Source organism: Ammoniphilus soli, from assembly GCF_040813775.1.
On the sequence record NZ_JBEGDL010000032.1, the window covers coordinates 41,806 to 58,021 of the forward strand.

The following is a 16,216-nucleotide window of genomic DNA, read 5'->3' on the forward strand; positions in this document are numbered from 1 at the left end:
TTATTAAACTTCTTCTCAAGGGATGATTATAACTAAGGTTCATAATAGATACACCCCTTTACACGTTCATCACTCTTATTAAACATCATTTTCAAATTCATATCCCATACCTCCCTAATTTAAAAAGAAGTCCCATTGTATACCATAAATCTCTACTTCACTATAACCTAAAAATGAACAGAATCTTTCGGAAAAAACACGATAAAATATGCTGTTGTTCGTGTGTTTTAACAAATTGATTTTTGGCCAATGACTAATAGCTTCTCCAAGCATCTGGCCTTGCTCTTTCTATAATTAACGATATCGAATCCCGTAAATTTGTATAAGGAATTTATAAATATTCATGAATTCTCCTTCTAAGAAGAAAGCGGGTGTCCTTTTTGTCAGACCTGTATAAGTTTACTAAAACAAAAGGGAATTATTAAAGCAAAGATTATGGAACCTTTGCATTGGAAAGAACGTATGGATTTGTACGTGAAGATACATTGTATGAAACGAGTGGCTCTCAAGTATAACTTAGATTAATTCCCTTGAAATAGCAGCTGCTAGTCGTTGATAAGTGTTGATAATACTGCTTCGATTTAAAAAAGCGGTCTACTGTGTCGACTGATTCATAAAAAAGCCTCAGAAGATACAATAAGTGTATCCCCCAAGGCTTTTTATCTTTCCGTGTACTTATCCTTGGTATACGTTTTGTTTTTGCCCTTGGTTTTTCCATGCCTACGACTCTCAGGAATAGTCTCAAAGTAGGTCACTCACTTACCTTTAGACAAACATTACGAAAAATATATCAATGAATCAATGAATCTCTCTAAAGATTGATAATGCACCTTTTCTAAGATAGAAACCTATTATGGAAGCATTATCATCTTTTTTTACATACACCAAGTGGTACCTGCTTCTGATTGATCAATGTGTAGCCAGAATGAAAAAGTCTTTCAGGTTCCGAGTCCTTTTCATAAACCCTCTTGCATTCCAAACAATAATACATTTCTCGTATCCCCACTATCCTATCTTCACTTTGGATCCAAAGTAGCTCTATTAATAGTAATGTTGGAAAAATTATAATGGAACGAAGCACATGGCTTTACCTCTCTAGCTCACCTTTTCCATCAAGTTTTTTTCTTCCACAATCCCTTGCTCCTTTGCCAGCAGAACCGCTACTTTTGGAGCTAACCAACATACCGGCAGCAAAATCAAGGACACCGGAACAGCGGTTACGACGATGAATGATTGCAGGGCATTTATGCCTCCGTTGCCGATCGACAATAGAATCGCTGCGACTGCCCCCATCATCAAAGCCCAAAAGATTCTCATGCCAACCGATGGGCTGTTGTTGCCAGTCACGGCAGCAGATATCGTATAGGCCATAGAATCCGAGGTGGTTACGACAAACAGAATGGTAAGAAGGAGAAACGCTGGACCCATGATATAGGACAAAGGAAGCTCCTTTGTAATGGAAATCATAGCAGCCGGCAAGCCGTATTCGTTGAGCGGGCCGGAAATGGAACCCGGATTCAGCAATTCGAAGGAAATGCCGGAACCCCCAAGCACAGTGAACCAAAAACAAGTTACAATCGGCGAAATCACTGCTACTGCCGTAATAATTTCTCTGATCGTTCTTCCGCGGGAGATACAGCTGATAAAAATGGCCATCATCGGACCGTAGCCCAAGAACCAGCCCCAGAAGAACACCGTCCACCAACCAAGCCATTCCGAATTACCGCGGAACGTGCTCATCGCAATAAAATCCTGTAGATACATCCCGAACGAAGAGATAAAAGCGTTTACAATAAACTCACCTGGTCCTAAGAATAAAATGGTGGCCATTAAAAGGATAGCCAATACCACATTGAGATTACTCAAAAACTCAATTCCCTTATGAAGGCCCGTCGCAGCAGAAATGGCAGATATGGTCACAACGGCAATAATAATGTACAGTTGGGTTGTAAATGTATCAGGAATCCCCAAAATCTCCTTCATCCCAAAGCTGGCTTGCAAGCCCAAGAATCCGATCGGTCCTATCGTTCCCGCAACAACCGCGAGGATGGAAAAAGCATCCAGAGTTGTCCCCAATGCACTTTTGCTCATCAATTTTTCTCCAAAAATAGGATAGAGCAAAGAGCGCGGTTTCAGCGGCATCCCCTTATGATAGTGCGCATACATCATCACTACGACGCTCAGCGTCCCCAGGATGGCCCAAGCGAGAAATCCCCAGTGCATAAAAGCTTGAGACAAGGCAGGATTGACCGCCTGATCGGTTCCCGCTTGGATTCCTCCAAAGAGCGGAGGCGGACTCGTAAAGTGAAACATCGGTTCCGCTGCCGCCCAGAATACTCCACCGCCTGCTAGTAAAGTACACATGATCATCGAGATCCATTTAAAAGTGCCGAATTCGGGACGGTCTAATTTCCCCAGTTTCACCTTGCCATATCGGGAGAAGGCTAAAGGAATAGCGATGATAAAAGTAGCCAATAAAAGGACTTGCCAAAATGCGCCAAACCATTTAACCGAAAGTGCAAAAGAGGAATTGACAAAACTTGTTACCGCATCCATACTAATCGCAGCAGCGATGACAAAAACCAATAGCAAACCGCCGCTTAACCCAAAAACTGGCCAATCAACTTGAGACTTCTTATTATTCATGTCCCCTTCCCCCTACTTATTAGATTTAGTCCACTTCGACAACCATTTCCAACTCAATCGCTGCTCCTCTTGGCAATATGGCACCGATAGATGTTCGGGCATGTGTTCCGATTCCTTCCCCGAATACCGAAACTACCAAATCGGAAAATCCATTCATCACTTTGGCATGGGAGGTAAAATCCATCGTGCAATTAATGAAAGCAAGCACTTTCACGAACTTCTTAACATGGGAAAGATCCCCGAGTTCCTGCTTGATCGTAGCCAGCGCTTGAAGTGCCGCTTCCCGGGAGGCCTCATAGCCCTGCTCTACCGTAAATTCCTGCCCTAGCTTTCCAATATGGTCATACGAAAGGTTACCGGATAAGAAAAGAAGATTTCCCGTTTGAACGGCTAATTCGTAATTCCCCCCCTTCGCTTTCTTTTCCGGCAAGGTCAATCCTAATTCTGCTAAACGTTGTTCCGGACTCATCCCATTTCCTCCTCAAGTATAAAACGATTTTTATATAGCTTTTTAGAAAGGATACCCTTTCCTTTATTCGAAAGACGCCGAAATCGCTTGCGTCGCTTCTAATAGTACAGGTACAAAATGTACCATGGTTTGTCGGTTCCAGCGAAAGACAGGACCGGAGATGGAGACGGCTCCAACGATCCGCTTATTCTGATCCAATACAGGGGCCGATAAGGCACCCACATTCGGCGTTATTTCCTCTTCATTCGTGGCATATCCGTCGATAACCGTCTTTTCCAGCAAATCGCGGATGGATTGCTGCTGTTCCATCTGCAATGGAGACAGCACGCGGTTTTGCATCTCTTCATTCATAAAAGCCAAGATAGCCCTTCCGCTAGCCCCAAGATGCAGCGGAATTCGTTTTCCGATTCCGACACTTCGGCGAATTTCCTGCCTGCTTTCAAACTCCATCGCGCATATCCTGTTCACCCCGCTAGGAACATAAAATCCGACCGTCTCCCCAGTAACATCCCTCAGCTTGATGAGCCAAGGCTCCACCAATGGAGCGAGTGGCATCTCGGTCATAATTTTATTGGCATATTCCAAAAAAACAGTTCCTAAGGAATACAGTTTTGTTCGAGGGTCTTGATAGACAAGACCCTCCATTTTCAGGGTAGCAAGCAATCGATGAACGATCGTCGAAGACAAATCCAGGCTTTGGCTTATATCGCTTAATGCCTGCGGTCCGGGAACATCATTCAGATAGTTGATGATCCTAATGGCCCGCAAAACAGTTGATGATGTTTCTGATTTCGTTTTCGTTTCCATGACAGTACATACCCCCACTAGATCAATTTAACAGTTAACTTTTAATATATACTGTCTTATAGCGACAATAAAAGTCAACGGCTTCACGGCCAAGTTCCTTATTTACGCCTGAACTGGAGCTTTTAAATCCGCCAAACGGAGCTTGGTAGGATGTACCTGTCGTTGTCATATTGATTTTCACGACACCCGCTTCAATTCCTTGGGAGCACTGCGTCATGCGGTTCAAACTTTTCGTGCAAACGGCCGAGGATAATCCGTATTCTACATCATTGGCAATCTCAATCGCTTCCTCAACCGAAGTCGCCTCCATGACGCAGAGTACAGGGCCAAACACTTCCTCCTTGGCAATATTCATCGTACGGTTAACATTCCCCAACACGGTTGGGTTCACAAAATAGCCATGCTGCGTTTCCGGCATTTGCGGAACATCCCCGCCAGCCAAGACAACAGCCCCTTCAGCTTGGGCATTTTTGATGGATTCCAAGGTGGATTCCAATTCTCCTGCATTCGCTTGTGGCCCGATGTCAACGCCATCGGCAAACGGATTTCCGACTTTGATTTGTTTCGTTTTTTCCACCAGCTTGTCGGTAAACTCCTTCAGTACGGCAGTTTGAACAATAACTCGGCTGGTTGCTGTACATGCCTGACCGGTTTGTCCAAAAGCACCGCGAACAGCAAGATCCACAGCCTCATCAATATCGGCATCATCAAGGACAAGTAACGGATTTTTTCCACCCATTTCCAACTGAGCCGGCTTCATGTCCTTGCTGGCTTCCGCATAGATTAAGCGCCCAACATAGGTGGAGCCCGTAAACGTAACGGCCTGGACGGCCGGCTGGTGAATCATAGGGGCTACAAGTCTACCCGGTCCGATCACCATGTTCACGACTCCATCTGGCAATCCGCATTCCTGCAAGATTTCCATCAGCTTGGCTGCTACCACCGGAGTATCCGAAGAAGGCTTGAACACAACCGTATTGCCGGCAACCAAGGCTGGGGCAATTTTCCATGCCGGAATGGAAAGCGGGAAATTCCAAGGGGTTACCACAAGAACCACCCCAAGTGCTTCCGGGACCAGCTGGATCTGGATATCCGGACTGTCTGAAGCAACCAGCTTCCCATTCATGCGCGTGCCTTCACCCGCATAAAAGCGGATGATGTTTACTGCATACGTGACTTCTTTTCTTGCATCATTCAGCGTTTTGCCCATCTCTTTAGAGATCTGCTGCGCTAGTTCCTCTTGTCTCTCTTCCATTCGGTCTGCTACTTTGAACAGAAAGGCCCCTCTTTGCGGAGCTCCAATTTGCTTCCACTTTGCCAGCGCCTTTTGAGCGGCATCGACGGCTAATTGAGCATCCGCCTCTGTCGATTGCTGGATTTGGGCAATGACTTCGCTTGTATTAGCCGGGTTAATTACCGGAACCAATTCTGTTCCATGCGGTACTGTCCATTGGCCATCAATAAAGTTTTTTAAAGTTTCCATCGTTCTCTCTCCCATCTTAGATTAATTGGCTCCTTCGCCGGCTCCGCGCTGGCGGGATAATTCCGTTGCTTCGACAAGTACCCGGCTCGCCACTTGTCCTAATTCTGCCCATGTGTCCGCATCCACTTCTCTTCCTTGTCCGTTGGACTCATCAAAACGGACCTGAAGTTGCTCCGGTTGCACCATGTGGATATTTTCTTTTGCATTATTCCATGCGGTCAGATCCGTAAAGAAGGGGAGATAGTTCCCATTGGCACAAATAACCAGAAAACTATTTATCTGCTTCACCTCCACACGTTGGGCAAGCATCTCTTTGATTACGCAGGGCTGTAGGTTACCCTCGGTAATAAAGGACCAGTTCTGGCTATTCTTTTCCATCCAGTGGATCGCGCAGGACATTCCTCGCTTTCCGACTTGCCGTACGTTTTGTATCAAGGCATCCGATCCTTGGGAGTTTTTTACCTGTACTACCCCGATTCCCATTTCGAATGCTTTGGCAAAAGCTAAATCCACTGCTACTCTTCCAGTCAGAAGCACATGTTGCCCTCCGCCATCCACAGAGACTAACCGGTCATCTTGGGATGAAATCGAGATCCGGGTAGGATCCGACACTTGCAGGGCGTTGAGATCCTGAGCCAACCGGACAATGCCGTACATGCCGGTAAATTCCCCCCAAGCGACCATTTCCGCGCCCTCTTCTGCAAGGCCAATCGGAAGTCCGCAACCTTCCAGCACTTTTTTGCAATGAGTATAAAGTTCAGGATAGCTTACACGCATACTTTGATCTCCTTCTCCGCTTTGAATCCTTCCGTGAAGAACCGCAGCCAGTTGCCGCCCATGACCGCTTCCACTTCAGATCTTGAGAAGCCTTTAGCCAGCAATGCTTCAGCAATGCCTGGAAAATCAGCAGGTCCTTGGAACCAAGCCGGCCATTCGGGCCACGAAGGATTAGCGGCAGAACCGGCTCCATAATTGATTTGATGCGTCCATCTTCCCATTCGCATCCACTTGAGGAAGTCCTCTCCCCAATTCAGCGTCAAGTCCGTTCCGAGAGCCACCTGTTCCACTCCCATGAATTCTACGGTCTGGGCTACCATGCCGCAGAATTCATCCAATGTCGTTTGTGCTCCATTCATAAGGTATGGGTAGAGGCAAAGCCCCAATACTCCTCCGTTATCCCGAAGGGCTGTCAGCACTTCTTTTGTTTTATTCCGCTTGGTAGGATAGATCCAAGAAGGATTGGCATGCGTAATAGAAACCGGTCTTCGGGAATGCGCAATCGCATCCAATGTGGTGCGGTCTCCTACATGGGATAAATCAATAATCATGCCCACTCGGTTCATCTCTTCCACAACTAGGCGTCCAAAGCGAGACAAGCCGGTGTCAACCTGCTCATAGCAACTGCTTCCGATCAGGTTTTGGTTGTTATACGTCAGCTGCATGATTTTCAGGCCAAGCTCCGAAAAGACTTCCACTAAGGATAAGTCATCTTCCAGAGGAGAAGCATTCTGCGTTCCCAGGATAACGCCTACCTTCCCAAGGGATTTCGCATTATGAATGTCTTCTCCTTTTTTCACGAGCATGACCAAATCAGCATTGTCTTCGATAAACCGATACCATTTCCCAATATTCGTCAGCGTTTCCCTGGCTGTCTCCCATAACGCCACACACACATGGACACACGTCACATTCCCTTTATGAAGTTCAAGCAATAACTCGCGATTCCAATTGCTTAATGTCAGACCATCAATGATGATCATCTTTTCTCTCGTTGTCATGTTATTTCTCCTCCCATTTCGGAATAGCCGGGAAAATCCAGTCATCCTTGAAGTCTTGTCCAATCTCTTCTACCAAAGGAGCTCCTTGGAATAAGGTAACCCGAACCCAGCGATTGGATTGCGGATCGAATCGCTCAGCTCCGAAAAATGACAGCTTGCAGCGCAATAAATGGACCGGCAATAATCCTTTGCCTAACAAATTCCCATGAATTTCACCATATTCAAAGTTTTGCATGGATTGCATTCGGCGAATGATCCACTTATGTTCAGGGAAGCGAATCACAAAGGCCGCTACAGTTTCTTCTTCCGATACCCTTTCCAAAGTTTGGGTAAGCTTCTGCACCCGTTCCGCAATATTGACCGGCATCTCGTGCTCTTCTCCGATTTCTTCTCCCCGCACTCCCATCCGCGGTTCTTCTTTTTCCGCCGACCGGTACCAGAAATACATCTTCTCATCCGAATTGGTGAAATCAAATTGAAAAGCCCAATGGTAGTTCTCCTTTACGATCCTCTTTAGCTCCCTAATAGGCATGGCCGGTTGCAAATCATAAAATTCTTCAATAGAAGTGTTTTCTTCAACTATCGCTACCTTAGGATAAAGTTCGATCAATAACGTATTGATAAGTTCCTGTGTCTCTATTCCCGTTGTGGTTTCAGCTATATTACTCAGCAAGACCCAAGGCTTGGCTGGAATTTGCTGTTGCATGGTTCCGTTCTCTATAAATTCAATGATAACGGGCCTCAAGGATTGAAGCTCCTGCACTAGTTCGCTAGGCTGGGCAAACGCTTGGACGTGCGCCAGCGGATATTCATTAAAATAAGCGATGCTGCGATCCAGCAAGGCCAATAGTCTCTCGCCTTCCGCCTTCGAACCCTCGGCCTGCTTCACTTTGGCCAAAGCGTCTTCCTTCATTTTTATCCAGGTATGGATCAACTGAGGGTGAGAGATCAAATAAGGCACCATTCCTAATCCCGTCGCATTCCCTACTCCCAAATATCTTTTGATTTCGGGATGAAGCTTTAGCGCATTCGGATTTTTCGCTTGAGCGATATGATCCACCAGTTCAAAGCTGAATTGCCGGATCAGATACACCGCAAACATCTGCGCCCGGAAAGCCCCATAAAACGGATGATCTTTATTCATTCTTTCATAGGGGGCAATCCCGAACTTCCCATTCCCGTAAACGGCCGTCGTCCGGATCAGATATCCTGTCTTGGCCAGAACAGATGGATCCGGCTGGGATCCACTCGTCAACTGTTCGATGATATAGTCGAACAGCCGCGTACTGCGATTGGCCCGAGACCATACCAGATCCATGCTTTCTCCACGGCCTGCTTCCTGTTTCGGCAAATTGCTGCGAAGCCGTTCCATCATATCTTTCGTTAATGGACCTTCGGATAAGGCAAACGTGATATCCCACTTCTCAGAGATGACACGATCGCTTCGTTCCTGATCATCCAAATGCTGAGAAAAGACGATAAAATAAAACGTTTGTTCCTGTATTTCGATCGTATAGCAAGCTTCACCATATCCGTTTTCATCCAGATCAAACTGTACCCGCTCAATCTTCCATTTTTCTTTCATCATTTTCCGCAGCATGCTGCGGCTGAAACTTAAAGCGGTAATCCGGGAAGCTCCCAACCGCTCCGGAACCATAACCTCTTGTGCAGACCTTAAATTTGCTTGTGTCTCATTCTTCTCATGAAGTAAATGCACAACCCCACCCCCACTTGCATCAAGTTTGATTCAATTAAAATTTCGATTATCGGAATTTAATTCCGAATAATATCTTTGTGGTCTTATATTAATCGCTTTCAATCGATTCGTCAATGATTTTTGCGATCATAGTTATTTGATTTTTTTCCCACAACAATTGAGGTATCTTTTTATTAAATAAAATCCTTTATACTGGTTAATATTTCAAGGAAATGAGCTTTATAAAAACGCAAAAAGTCCCGTACTCTTAAGAGTTTGCGGGACCAGGTAATTTCTATTCTTTTCGTTTAGTATCTTCTAGGATTTAATAATAAGCTTCTGGTTCTTTCTATTTTTATTTCCCTCCGACTTGCGAAAGGGAAAAGCATATTCATACTCTAAATCCCATGATATCAACATTGAAATGGGATCTTTCTATTACCCTTACCATTTAAAACCTCTTTAATTTAAAATCTTGACAATCTATACAATGGAATTAATTCTTCCTTCCCTTTGTACCAAATTCACGAATTTGAGCATTTACCCTTACCTCAACTGGAACCGCACTAAATCTGCTTTCCCAATTATCTTTTACCTTCTCCCATACTTCAGGATATTGGAAACTCAACTGCTTACCAAAACCGGCAACATCAACTTTCAACTCTTTCTGGATCTTGGCCAAGGCCTTATCTACCGAGCGATTAATTTCTTCTTCCATTGTTTGTTCCATTCTTTGAATATAGCTATGATCAAAGGCATCCTCAGAAACTGCCCAATCTTCCCTTAAAGCACCTTCCGTTTCAACTTCAACAACAAAGGATATTTTGTCTCCTTCAACATATGGTTTGATCTTTCTTTTTATTTGATCGACCTCATAGATTACTATCTCATCTTTGTTGTCGTCCTTACCTTCTACAACACCCATTTTTCCCTTTCCGTTAATCCAATTCAACCCCTCCATCTCCGCTTCACTTAACCACCCTACCATCTTATGGCTTTTTCCTTGAATAACCGCAGCTCCTGAAATCCTTGATTTCTTTTGAGAGGTAATCACCCGTTGAACAATGAAACTAGTTTCAGCCGTAAGTTTTTCCGACATCTCGCCTAAATCTAATTCTGGAGCGATCCGAAGATTCCTTTTAGCATTATCTGTAATTTGTAACATTTTAATAGCTAAGTCATTTACGAGTATTGGCTCACTTTCAAAAACATCTCTTGCACGTCCCTGTGCTATAAATAATTTTATAGTTCTTCTTGTTTCCTGATTTCGCAAGAAAAAATTAACTAAATTACGCAAATCCATGGAACTGGCCACGTCCTCACTAATTATTATTACTTTCAAATGCTCGTAGTTTGGAGGCAGCTCTACTGTAGTTGAAAGTTCCCGTAAGATCTGAAAAACGTTATCTCCTTCACTAATTACATTCTTATAGTTTTTTTTATTCCCACCACCATTAATTCCAGACTTCATTTGAGGGATAACAAAATGGTTTACGATGGAAATGTGCCTTATCTTTTGCATACCATCCCCTTGTTCCTTCTCTTCCTCCGCTTTTACTTTTTCAAGTTTATCTATTCCTAATCCTAAAACGAAACCAATATCCTCAATTTCCCTACGGTCCCAACAACCAGCCATGATCATGAAAGTAAGGAGCACACATATCAAAAGGATCCCCTTCACTCTATTCATTACCTATTCTCCTTGCTTTAGCAATCAACCATAAAAGGAGTGGCATGACTCCGGCTAGAAACATTCCCCCATATGAGAGATACTCTCCCACATTAAATGCATTATTCAAATCATCTGGGTACATCGCAACCCAATAAATACATGGAAATAGACCGTAGATGAAATATGAGATTTTTTTGCGGAATAATTGTGCTAATCCAAGGCTTGCTATGTATTGAGCTATAAAGAAAGTGGTAAACATGTACATGACAAAGATCAGCACAAGCAATGACTCCAAACGTTCAAAAAAACCGCCAGGCAGCTCGAAGCTCATGGCCAGTGACATAAGAGGCCATGTTAGCGTCTTTACTTCTTCAAGTGTCAAATTCCCTATCGTCATGACCACGATTAAGGTATAAATAGGAATAACCACACTGATCCCAACAAGAGTAGACTTGATAACTTGATTGGGATGTTTCATAAATGATGTAAATATGAGCATAATTTCGAATCCTAAAAAGGGAAGAATAGTGCTTTGTATGCCTGTCAGTACAGGCATTAGTCCTTTGGCAAGGACTGGACGAAGATTATCGACTTCAAAATCTCGGATACTTAATAGGAGTGTGACTAAAAGAATGAAGAAAATGCCGGGAAAAAACAATTCGCAGATACGTGCAATCGGATTGATTCCACCTGCCACAAGATACGTAGACACCCCCATAAAAACAAGAATCACGACTTCAATGGGTGTCTGGTCTAATACATACATCCGGATCACTTCACTCATCAGCCGTGCTTCATATCCGGCATAGCCAATGAAATAGATAATCATCATTAGACTTAATAAGATACCTAGCAGTTTTCCAACAATACTTTGATTGAATTCGAAGAAGGTTTGGTCATGGAACCTTAGGCTTAGCTTCCCTACGATATATCCCCCCAAAAGGGCAAGAAAGCCGCCAAGGATGACAGAGATCCATGCGTCCACTGTACCTACCGTTTCCGCTACGATACGAGGCAAGGTAATGGATCCCACTGCAATGAGGTAATTCATGATCATTAGGGATGCCTGTGTCGTTGTAATGCGATCTCTTGGATTAGTAATCACTATATACCTCCTGGACCTGAATCTATTGCCGAGTCTTATCGCTAGTTCGGTTCATTTTTGGACGCCTTTTCATCATCATGAACGGGACTCGAATGAGCATATCCTTCCATCCCCCTCGTCGGTATGGGGAAAATGGAGCGGAATAATCCATCCCGAAACTTTTCAGCCTTACAATATGTACGTTAATTAAAATATAAAACATAATAACTCCATACAAACCAAGCACGGCAGCCGCCAGCATCATGCCAAACCGAAGTGCTCGGATGGCAATTGCCGCTCCATATTGAGGAAAAGCAAAGGATGATATAGCCGTCATCGCAACAACAATAACCATGATCGGGCTTACTATCCCCGCTTCCACGGCTGCCTGACCAATGACCAAACCTCCAACAATACTAACCGACTGACCAACCGGCTTGGGTAGGCGGACCCCGGCTTCCCGAAGGATTTCAATGGTTACTTCCATAATTAATGCTTCAACAATGGCCGGAAAAGGAACACCTTCCCTGGTACCGGCAATGGAAATAGCCAACTTCGTTGGAATCATCCCTTGATTAAAGGAAGTGACGGCAATATAAATGGAAGGAAGGAATAAGGCAATGAATGCGGCACCGTACCTCATCAACCGAATGAGTGAACTTGGAATCCAACGCTCATAATAATCTTCAGGCGAACTCATTAGCATGGACAAAGAAACCGGTACAATCAGGGCAAAAGGAGTTCCATCCAGCAATATGGCCACTCGTCCCTCCATCAACGCGCTTGCCACCCGATCAGGTCGCTCCGTATTTTGTACCTGAGGAAAAATGGAAATGTAGTTATCCTCAATCAGCTGTTCAATATAACCAGATTCCGGAACATCATCAATGTCAATCTTCTTGATTCTTCTTTTCACTTCATTAACCAATTCCTGGTTCACAATTTCCTTGATATAAACAACGGACAGATCTTTCATCGCTCTCCGTCCAACCTTAAAGTTCTCAATCGTGAAATTAGGATCTTTGATCCTCCGCCTTAAAAGGGCGGTATTGTTACGAAGAGTCTCTACAAATCCATCCCTTGGCCCGCGAACGAGTGATTCCGTCACAGGCTCCTCCATGGAACGTTGCTCCCAACCGCTGATACCCAAAATCAAAACTTCCTCAATTCCATCGATAAGCAGTACAGCATTCCCGGACAATATTTCTAAAATGCAATCATTCAAATTGGTGACGTGCTTGATTTCTGTTAGAGAGATGACCGATTGAACCATCCAATTTTTCAAGAGGATAGGTGAAATGGAGACTTTATCTATCATTTTTTCTAATGACTGTGCTTGCATCAGCGGTTTCAAGACTTGTTCATTAAGAGAATCCTTATGCACCAATCCATCTACATAAATAATGGTAGCCATGTTTTTAGTCATGCCAACGCGAAATTCACGAAAAATCACATCAGGGCTATGGCCAATTTCTTCACGAATCTCCTGAACATTCTGCTCTAAGCTAGACGACATTTTCTTAGCGGTATAACTAGGTTCTCTCTTAGGGGCGGATTCGTTTCTCTGTGCTTCACGCCTTCTCTTCTTGTTTAGAAAGTTTTTAAACATGTGATTTACCTCGTCCTTCGGCGCTTCATTCAAGTAGCATGGTGGAAGATATTGGATTCAACCCTAATTACATGTACATTATTTCCGTATTTATTTGCGCTCAAACACTAATGAAGTAAATGAACAGGCCGACGGTCATCTGTCATATTTCCAAATAGGTTCTTGAAAAAGTTAGTATTACAAAGATTTAAGGAGAAACAAATAAAAAATAGCTTATGTTTGCGTTTTACGATTCCGGGTGAATTCTCGACAAAAATCAATGTCCGTGACATTATAGATACTGACATCATAACCAGTATAAACATATTGGTTTGATACATCATAAAAAGGGAAGGATTCACATGTTAAGAAACTATATCATTACGTATTCCATTTCATTATTTCTTGCTCTCACGTATACACTGTTCGTGCTTCCACTCCATATTCTTGATGGCGGATTGATGGGAATCTCCATGATTCTTCATTATGTACAGGGCTGGAACACTGGTGCCGTGTACTTGTTGATAAATACACCGATTTTCATATGGGCTTATTTCGTTGATCGTACTCTTTTTAAAAGGTCTATTTTCGGTATGTTAGCATTTTCTTTAAATATGTATTTGTTGTCTCCACTAGAAAACGCCATTCATCCTAATGAGTTATGGGGATTGGTATTTTCAGGGCTATTTATCGGGATTGGATATGCTATTCTAGGATCCTTGAAGGCGTCTATTAGCGGGATGGCGTTAATCGGTATAAAACTCGAAGAGTTACGCGTTTCACGTTTAAGTATTGTTATGCTTATTACTGATTTTATTGTAGTGTTTATGGGGGGATTTATTTTTGATTGGAGACAATGTTTCTTGTCTGTAGCCTTTATTGTGTTTTTCGCATTAGGAATCGAGTTTTATAATATGGCTCAATATACTTTTCTGGTTAGGAAAAACAGGAATGTTTTAGGGATTCAGAAATAATCCAGCTCGAATAGCAGAATAAAAAATCTCATGAGCAACTGAAATGTTGCGTCATGAGATTTTTACGTATCTGTCGTTATTATAAGCGGCTTTATTCCGCTGTAAATTTAAATGTTTTTGTTTCACTACCTTCAATCGGTTTATGATCATTTCCGACCAAACCAATAACAAGCGTATGTTCACCTGCTTTTACGTCTTTTAGTACAATATTGTTTGGTTCTGTAACAACTTTAAGTGCTTCTTTCGGATTGCTAGGGTCTGTATCTAACCAAATGTGAATATGCCCTCGACCATTTTCTGCTTCTTGGTGATCTTTAAAATTTACCAGCTCAAACTCTGCTAAGGAGATAGACAATTTCACATCCCCGGGTTTAACTTGGTCTCCGTCTTTCAAGCCCTCTACCGAAAATGTAGGAACAGATGCCTGATCTTCTTTGGGTGCAGGAGAAGGGGAAGTTGCCTCCATATGTTCTTTAGAGGATTCTTGACTTGTACAACCTACCAACCCGGTTAAAACTAATATACTTGTTCCGATAATTAGCCAGTTTTTTTTCATAGCTATTCTCTCCAAACTTGTTTAAAATTTTTAGACAATGATTTCATCAACCTTAGTTAAAAATTAATTGACTTCTATTGGTTATTAAGGTTTGTAAATTAATTCCCATGCGGAGCTTTCCCCACTCCAAAATTTCTTATTCATCGTGGAATGGACTGCGACTTGGTTTTACCGTTGACATAAAGTGGACATGATTGGGCTGTACGCCTATTTTAAAAATTCAAGCTATCCGTATCAACCGCAGATAAACATGAGCCTATCCCTTTTCTGTACAATTTTTTCATATCCCCTCTCCTTTAACTTGATGGTTGTATCAAGAAAATGCGTTGTACAGACGATTCCTCCTTCTCTCTTTGATCAAAATTTTTATCCGTTTGCTGAAGTAAACGTGGAAATTAATAACTCGGTTTGGTTTTAATGAAAAATAATTAATTTATAAAATTCTTTAAACTCCTTGGGGAAATTTCTAAACCGTTTTCAATAGCAAGTTCTTAACAAATTCTTAGCAAACTCCCTTTTCTTTTGCGTACTCTCTATTGTCCTGTGTAATACTTCATAATGAAGAATTTGGGATTAAAGGGTACTTAAATATCCGAATTAGTTCCCTCAAATAAATCTTTCAATTCCTGTTGAAAAAGACGAATACGAGGTTGGTTTGATAGAATAAAATTAGTTTTAGAGTTGGTTTCCTAAGTTATTTCACCGTAATGGCAGCAACGAACACCAACTACGTTATCCTGACGTTCGTACCAGTTTTTTATTATATTATCTACTAATTGATGGAAAGTCAAATAAATAAATATAAAGAATATGAATTATGGATCTCCATTCATTAAGGCCACCCTAAGCTTTTTCTCTTGTCTAGGGAGATCAGAACTGCAATTTTCACTTGTACGTAAATCGCTGATAAGCTTTCGTTCCGATGAGTCAGATGCTGAAGACTTAAGACTTGCACTCCTCCTTGCTCTATGTTTCTTAAGGAAAACTTTGGAAGTCAGAGTTTTTACTGGGACTGTTATCTAACCTTGATTTAATAAATAATAAACAGAAGGTTCATTCTATACAACGTTGTCGGAATGTTATTATTTTTGTGTTGACGAAACATCCAACTGTGTGTAATATGTAAATCAACTGGTACGTACGTTGTGACATCACAATTTCAAGAAGATTAACATTTTTGACTTGAATGTGAATCATTGGAATCCTAGTTCCTGCTTAGAGGTGAAAAATATATATCAATTTTTTCACCTCTGAACTGGTCGGTATGTCACGATGTATATTCCAAAGTTTATTATGAAGGAGGCTTCAAAACATGGCAAAAATTGAACAAAAGGTACAAAGAGGCACGAAAGTAAAAATGACACCGAGTGAAGCCATTGTGGAGACTTTAGTGGCGGAAGGGGTCACTCATATTAACGGGATCTTAGGATCTGCCTTCATGGATCTGCTCGATTTATTACCTA

General features: G+C 42.6%; 13 protein-coding genes. 1 reads left to right on the top strand and 12 read right to left on the bottom strand.

Going from position 1 to position 16,216, the window contains the following annotated elements; genetic code table 11:
- Positions 1–1,095: 1,095 nt before the first annotated feature.
- The 10 genes from ABLT31_RS31250 to ABLT31_RS31295 form a co-directional block, all read right to left on the bottom strand.
- Positions 1,096–2,646 carry a BCCT family transporter gene (locus tag ABLT31_RS31250; protein ID WP_367759079.1) on the bottom strand — a complete coding sequence of 517 codons (1,551 nt, stop codon included), beginning with the start codon at positions 2,644–2,646 and terminating at the stop codon, positions 1,096–1,098.
- A gap of 25 nt (positions 2,647–2,671) precedes the next feature.
- Positions 2,672–3,115 (bottom strand): RidA family protein, encoded by a 444-nt coding sequence (locus ABLT31_RS31255; protein ID WP_367759081.1) that lies wholly within the window; start codon positions 3,113–3,115, stop codon positions 2,672–2,674.
- 63 nt (positions 3,116–3,178) lie between these two features.
- On the bottom strand, positions 3,179–3,922 hold the full coding sequence (locus ABLT31_RS31260) for an IclR family transcriptional regulator (protein WP_367759083.1): 744 nt from the start codon (positions 3,920–3,922) through the stop codon (positions 3,179–3,181).
- A 34-nt stretch (positions 3,923–3,956) separates the two neighbouring features.
- A complete protein-coding gene (locus tag ABLT31_RS31265) occupies positions 3,957–5,405 on the bottom strand; it encodes an aldehyde dehydrogenase family protein (protein ID WP_367759085.1) in 1,449 nt (482 codons plus the stop codon).
- Positions 5,406–5,426: 21 nt separating this feature from the next.
- The gene (locus tag ABLT31_RS31270) at positions 5,427–6,182 is read right to left on the bottom strand and encodes an Ldh family oxidoreductase (RefSeq protein ID WP_367759086.1); all 756 of its coding nucleotides are present in this window, start codon (positions 6,180–6,182) and stop codon (positions 5,427–5,429) included.
- Positions 6,173–7,183: a dipeptidase gene (locus tag ABLT31_RS31275; protein ID WP_367759088.1), complete on the bottom strand. Its 1,011-nt coding sequence runs from the start codon at positions 7,181–7,183 to the stop codon at positions 6,173–6,175. The genes ABLT31_RS31270 and ABLT31_RS31275 overlap by 10 nt, the downstream gene beginning before the upstream one ends.
- Position 7,184: 1 nt before the next feature.
- On the bottom strand, positions 7,185–8,900 hold the full coding sequence (locus tag ABLT31_RS31280; protein ID WP_367759090.1) for a hypothetical protein: 1,716 nt from the start codon (positions 8,898–8,900) through the stop codon (positions 7,185–7,187).
- A 475-nt stretch (positions 8,901–9,375) separates the two neighbouring features.
- Positions 9,376–10,569 (bottom strand): Ger(x)C family spore germination protein, encoded by a 1,194-nt coding sequence (locus ABLT31_RS31285; protein ID WP_367759092.1) that lies wholly within the window; start codon positions 10,567–10,569, stop codon positions 9,376–9,378.
- Positions 10,562–11,656 carry a GerAB/ArcD/ProY family transporter gene (locus ABLT31_RS31290; protein WP_367759094.1) on the bottom strand — a complete coding sequence of 365 codons (1,095 nt, stop codon included), beginning with the start codon at positions 11,654–11,656 and terminating at the stop codon, positions 10,562–10,564. The genes ABLT31_RS31285 and ABLT31_RS31290 overlap by 8 nt, the downstream gene beginning before the upstream one ends.
- A gap of 22 nt (positions 11,657–11,678) precedes the next feature.
- The gene (locus tag ABLT31_RS31295; protein WP_367759096.1) at positions 11,679–13,244 is read right to left on the bottom strand and encodes a spore germination protein; all 1,566 of its coding nucleotides are present in this window, start codon (positions 13,242–13,244) and stop codon (positions 11,679–11,681) included.
- A gap of 341 nt (positions 13,245–13,585) precedes the next feature.
- On the opposite strand from ABLT31_RS31295, the gene ABLT31_RS31300 reads away from it, so the two are divergent.
- The gene (locus ABLT31_RS31300; RefSeq protein WP_367759098.1) at positions 13,586–14,197 is read left to right on the top strand and encodes a YitT family protein; all 612 of its coding nucleotides are present in this window, start codon (positions 13,586–13,588) and stop codon (positions 14,195–14,197) included.
- A 91-nt stretch (positions 14,198–14,288) separates the two neighbouring features.
- On the opposite strand, the gene ABLT31_RS31305 is transcribed toward ABLT31_RS31300, so the two are convergent.
- Entirely contained in the window at positions 14,289–14,753 is a 465-nt protein-coding gene (locus ABLT31_RS31305) for a hypothetical protein (protein ID WP_367759100.1), read from the bottom strand.
- A gap of 832 nt (positions 14,754–15,585) precedes the next feature.
- Complete coding sequence (locus ABLT31_RS31310) at positions 15,586–15,708, bottom strand: hypothetical protein (protein ID WP_367759102.1); 123 nt, start codon at positions 15,706–15,708, stop codon at positions 15,586–15,588.
- Between the last annotated feature and the right edge of the window lie 508 nt (positions 15,709–16,216).

What these genes read in the sequence shown, in the direction of transcription:
- ABLT31_RS31250 (WP_367759079.1), bottom strand. Translation starts at nt 2,646, where the DNA reads ATGAATAATAAGAAGTCTCAAGTTGATTGGCCAGTTTTTGGGTTAAGC.
- ABLT31_RS31255 (WP_367759081.1), bottom strand. Translation starts at nt 3,115, where the DNA reads ATGAGTCCGGAACAACGTTTAGCAGAATTAGGATTGACCTTGCCGGAA.
- ABLT31_RS31260 (WP_367759083.1), bottom strand. Translation starts at nt 3,922, where the DNA reads ATGGAAACGAAAACGAAATCAGAAACATCATCAACTGTTTTGCGGGCC.
- ABLT31_RS31265 (WP_367759085.1), bottom strand. Translation starts at nt 5,405, where the DNA reads ATGGAAACTTTAAAAAACTTTATTGATGGCCAATGGACAGTACCGCAT.
- ABLT31_RS31270 (WP_367759086.1), bottom strand. Translation starts at nt 6,182, where the DNA reads ATGCGTGTAAGCTATCCTGAACTTTATACTCATTGCAAAAAAGTGCTG.
- ABLT31_RS31275 (WP_367759088.1), bottom strand. Translation starts at nt 7,183, where the DNA reads ATGACAACGAGAGAAAAGATGATCATCATTGATGGTCTGACATTAAGC.
- ABLT31_RS31285 (WP_367759092.1), bottom strand. Translation starts at nt 10,569, where the DNA reads ATGAATAGAGTGAAGGGGATCCTTTTGATATGTGTGCTCCTTACTTTC.
- ABLT31_RS31295 (WP_367759096.1), bottom strand. Translation starts at nt 13,244, where the DNA reads ATGTTTAAAAACTTTCTAAACAAGAAGAGAAGGCGTGAAGCACAGAGA.
- ABLT31_RS31300 (WP_367759098.1), top strand. Translation starts at nt 13,586, where the DNA reads ATGTTAAGAAACTATATCATTACGTATTCCATTTCATTATTTCTTGCT.
- ABLT31_RS31305 (WP_367759100.1), bottom strand. Translation starts at nt 14,753, where the DNA reads ATGAAAAAAAACTGGCTAATTATCGGAACAAGTATATTAGTTTTAACC.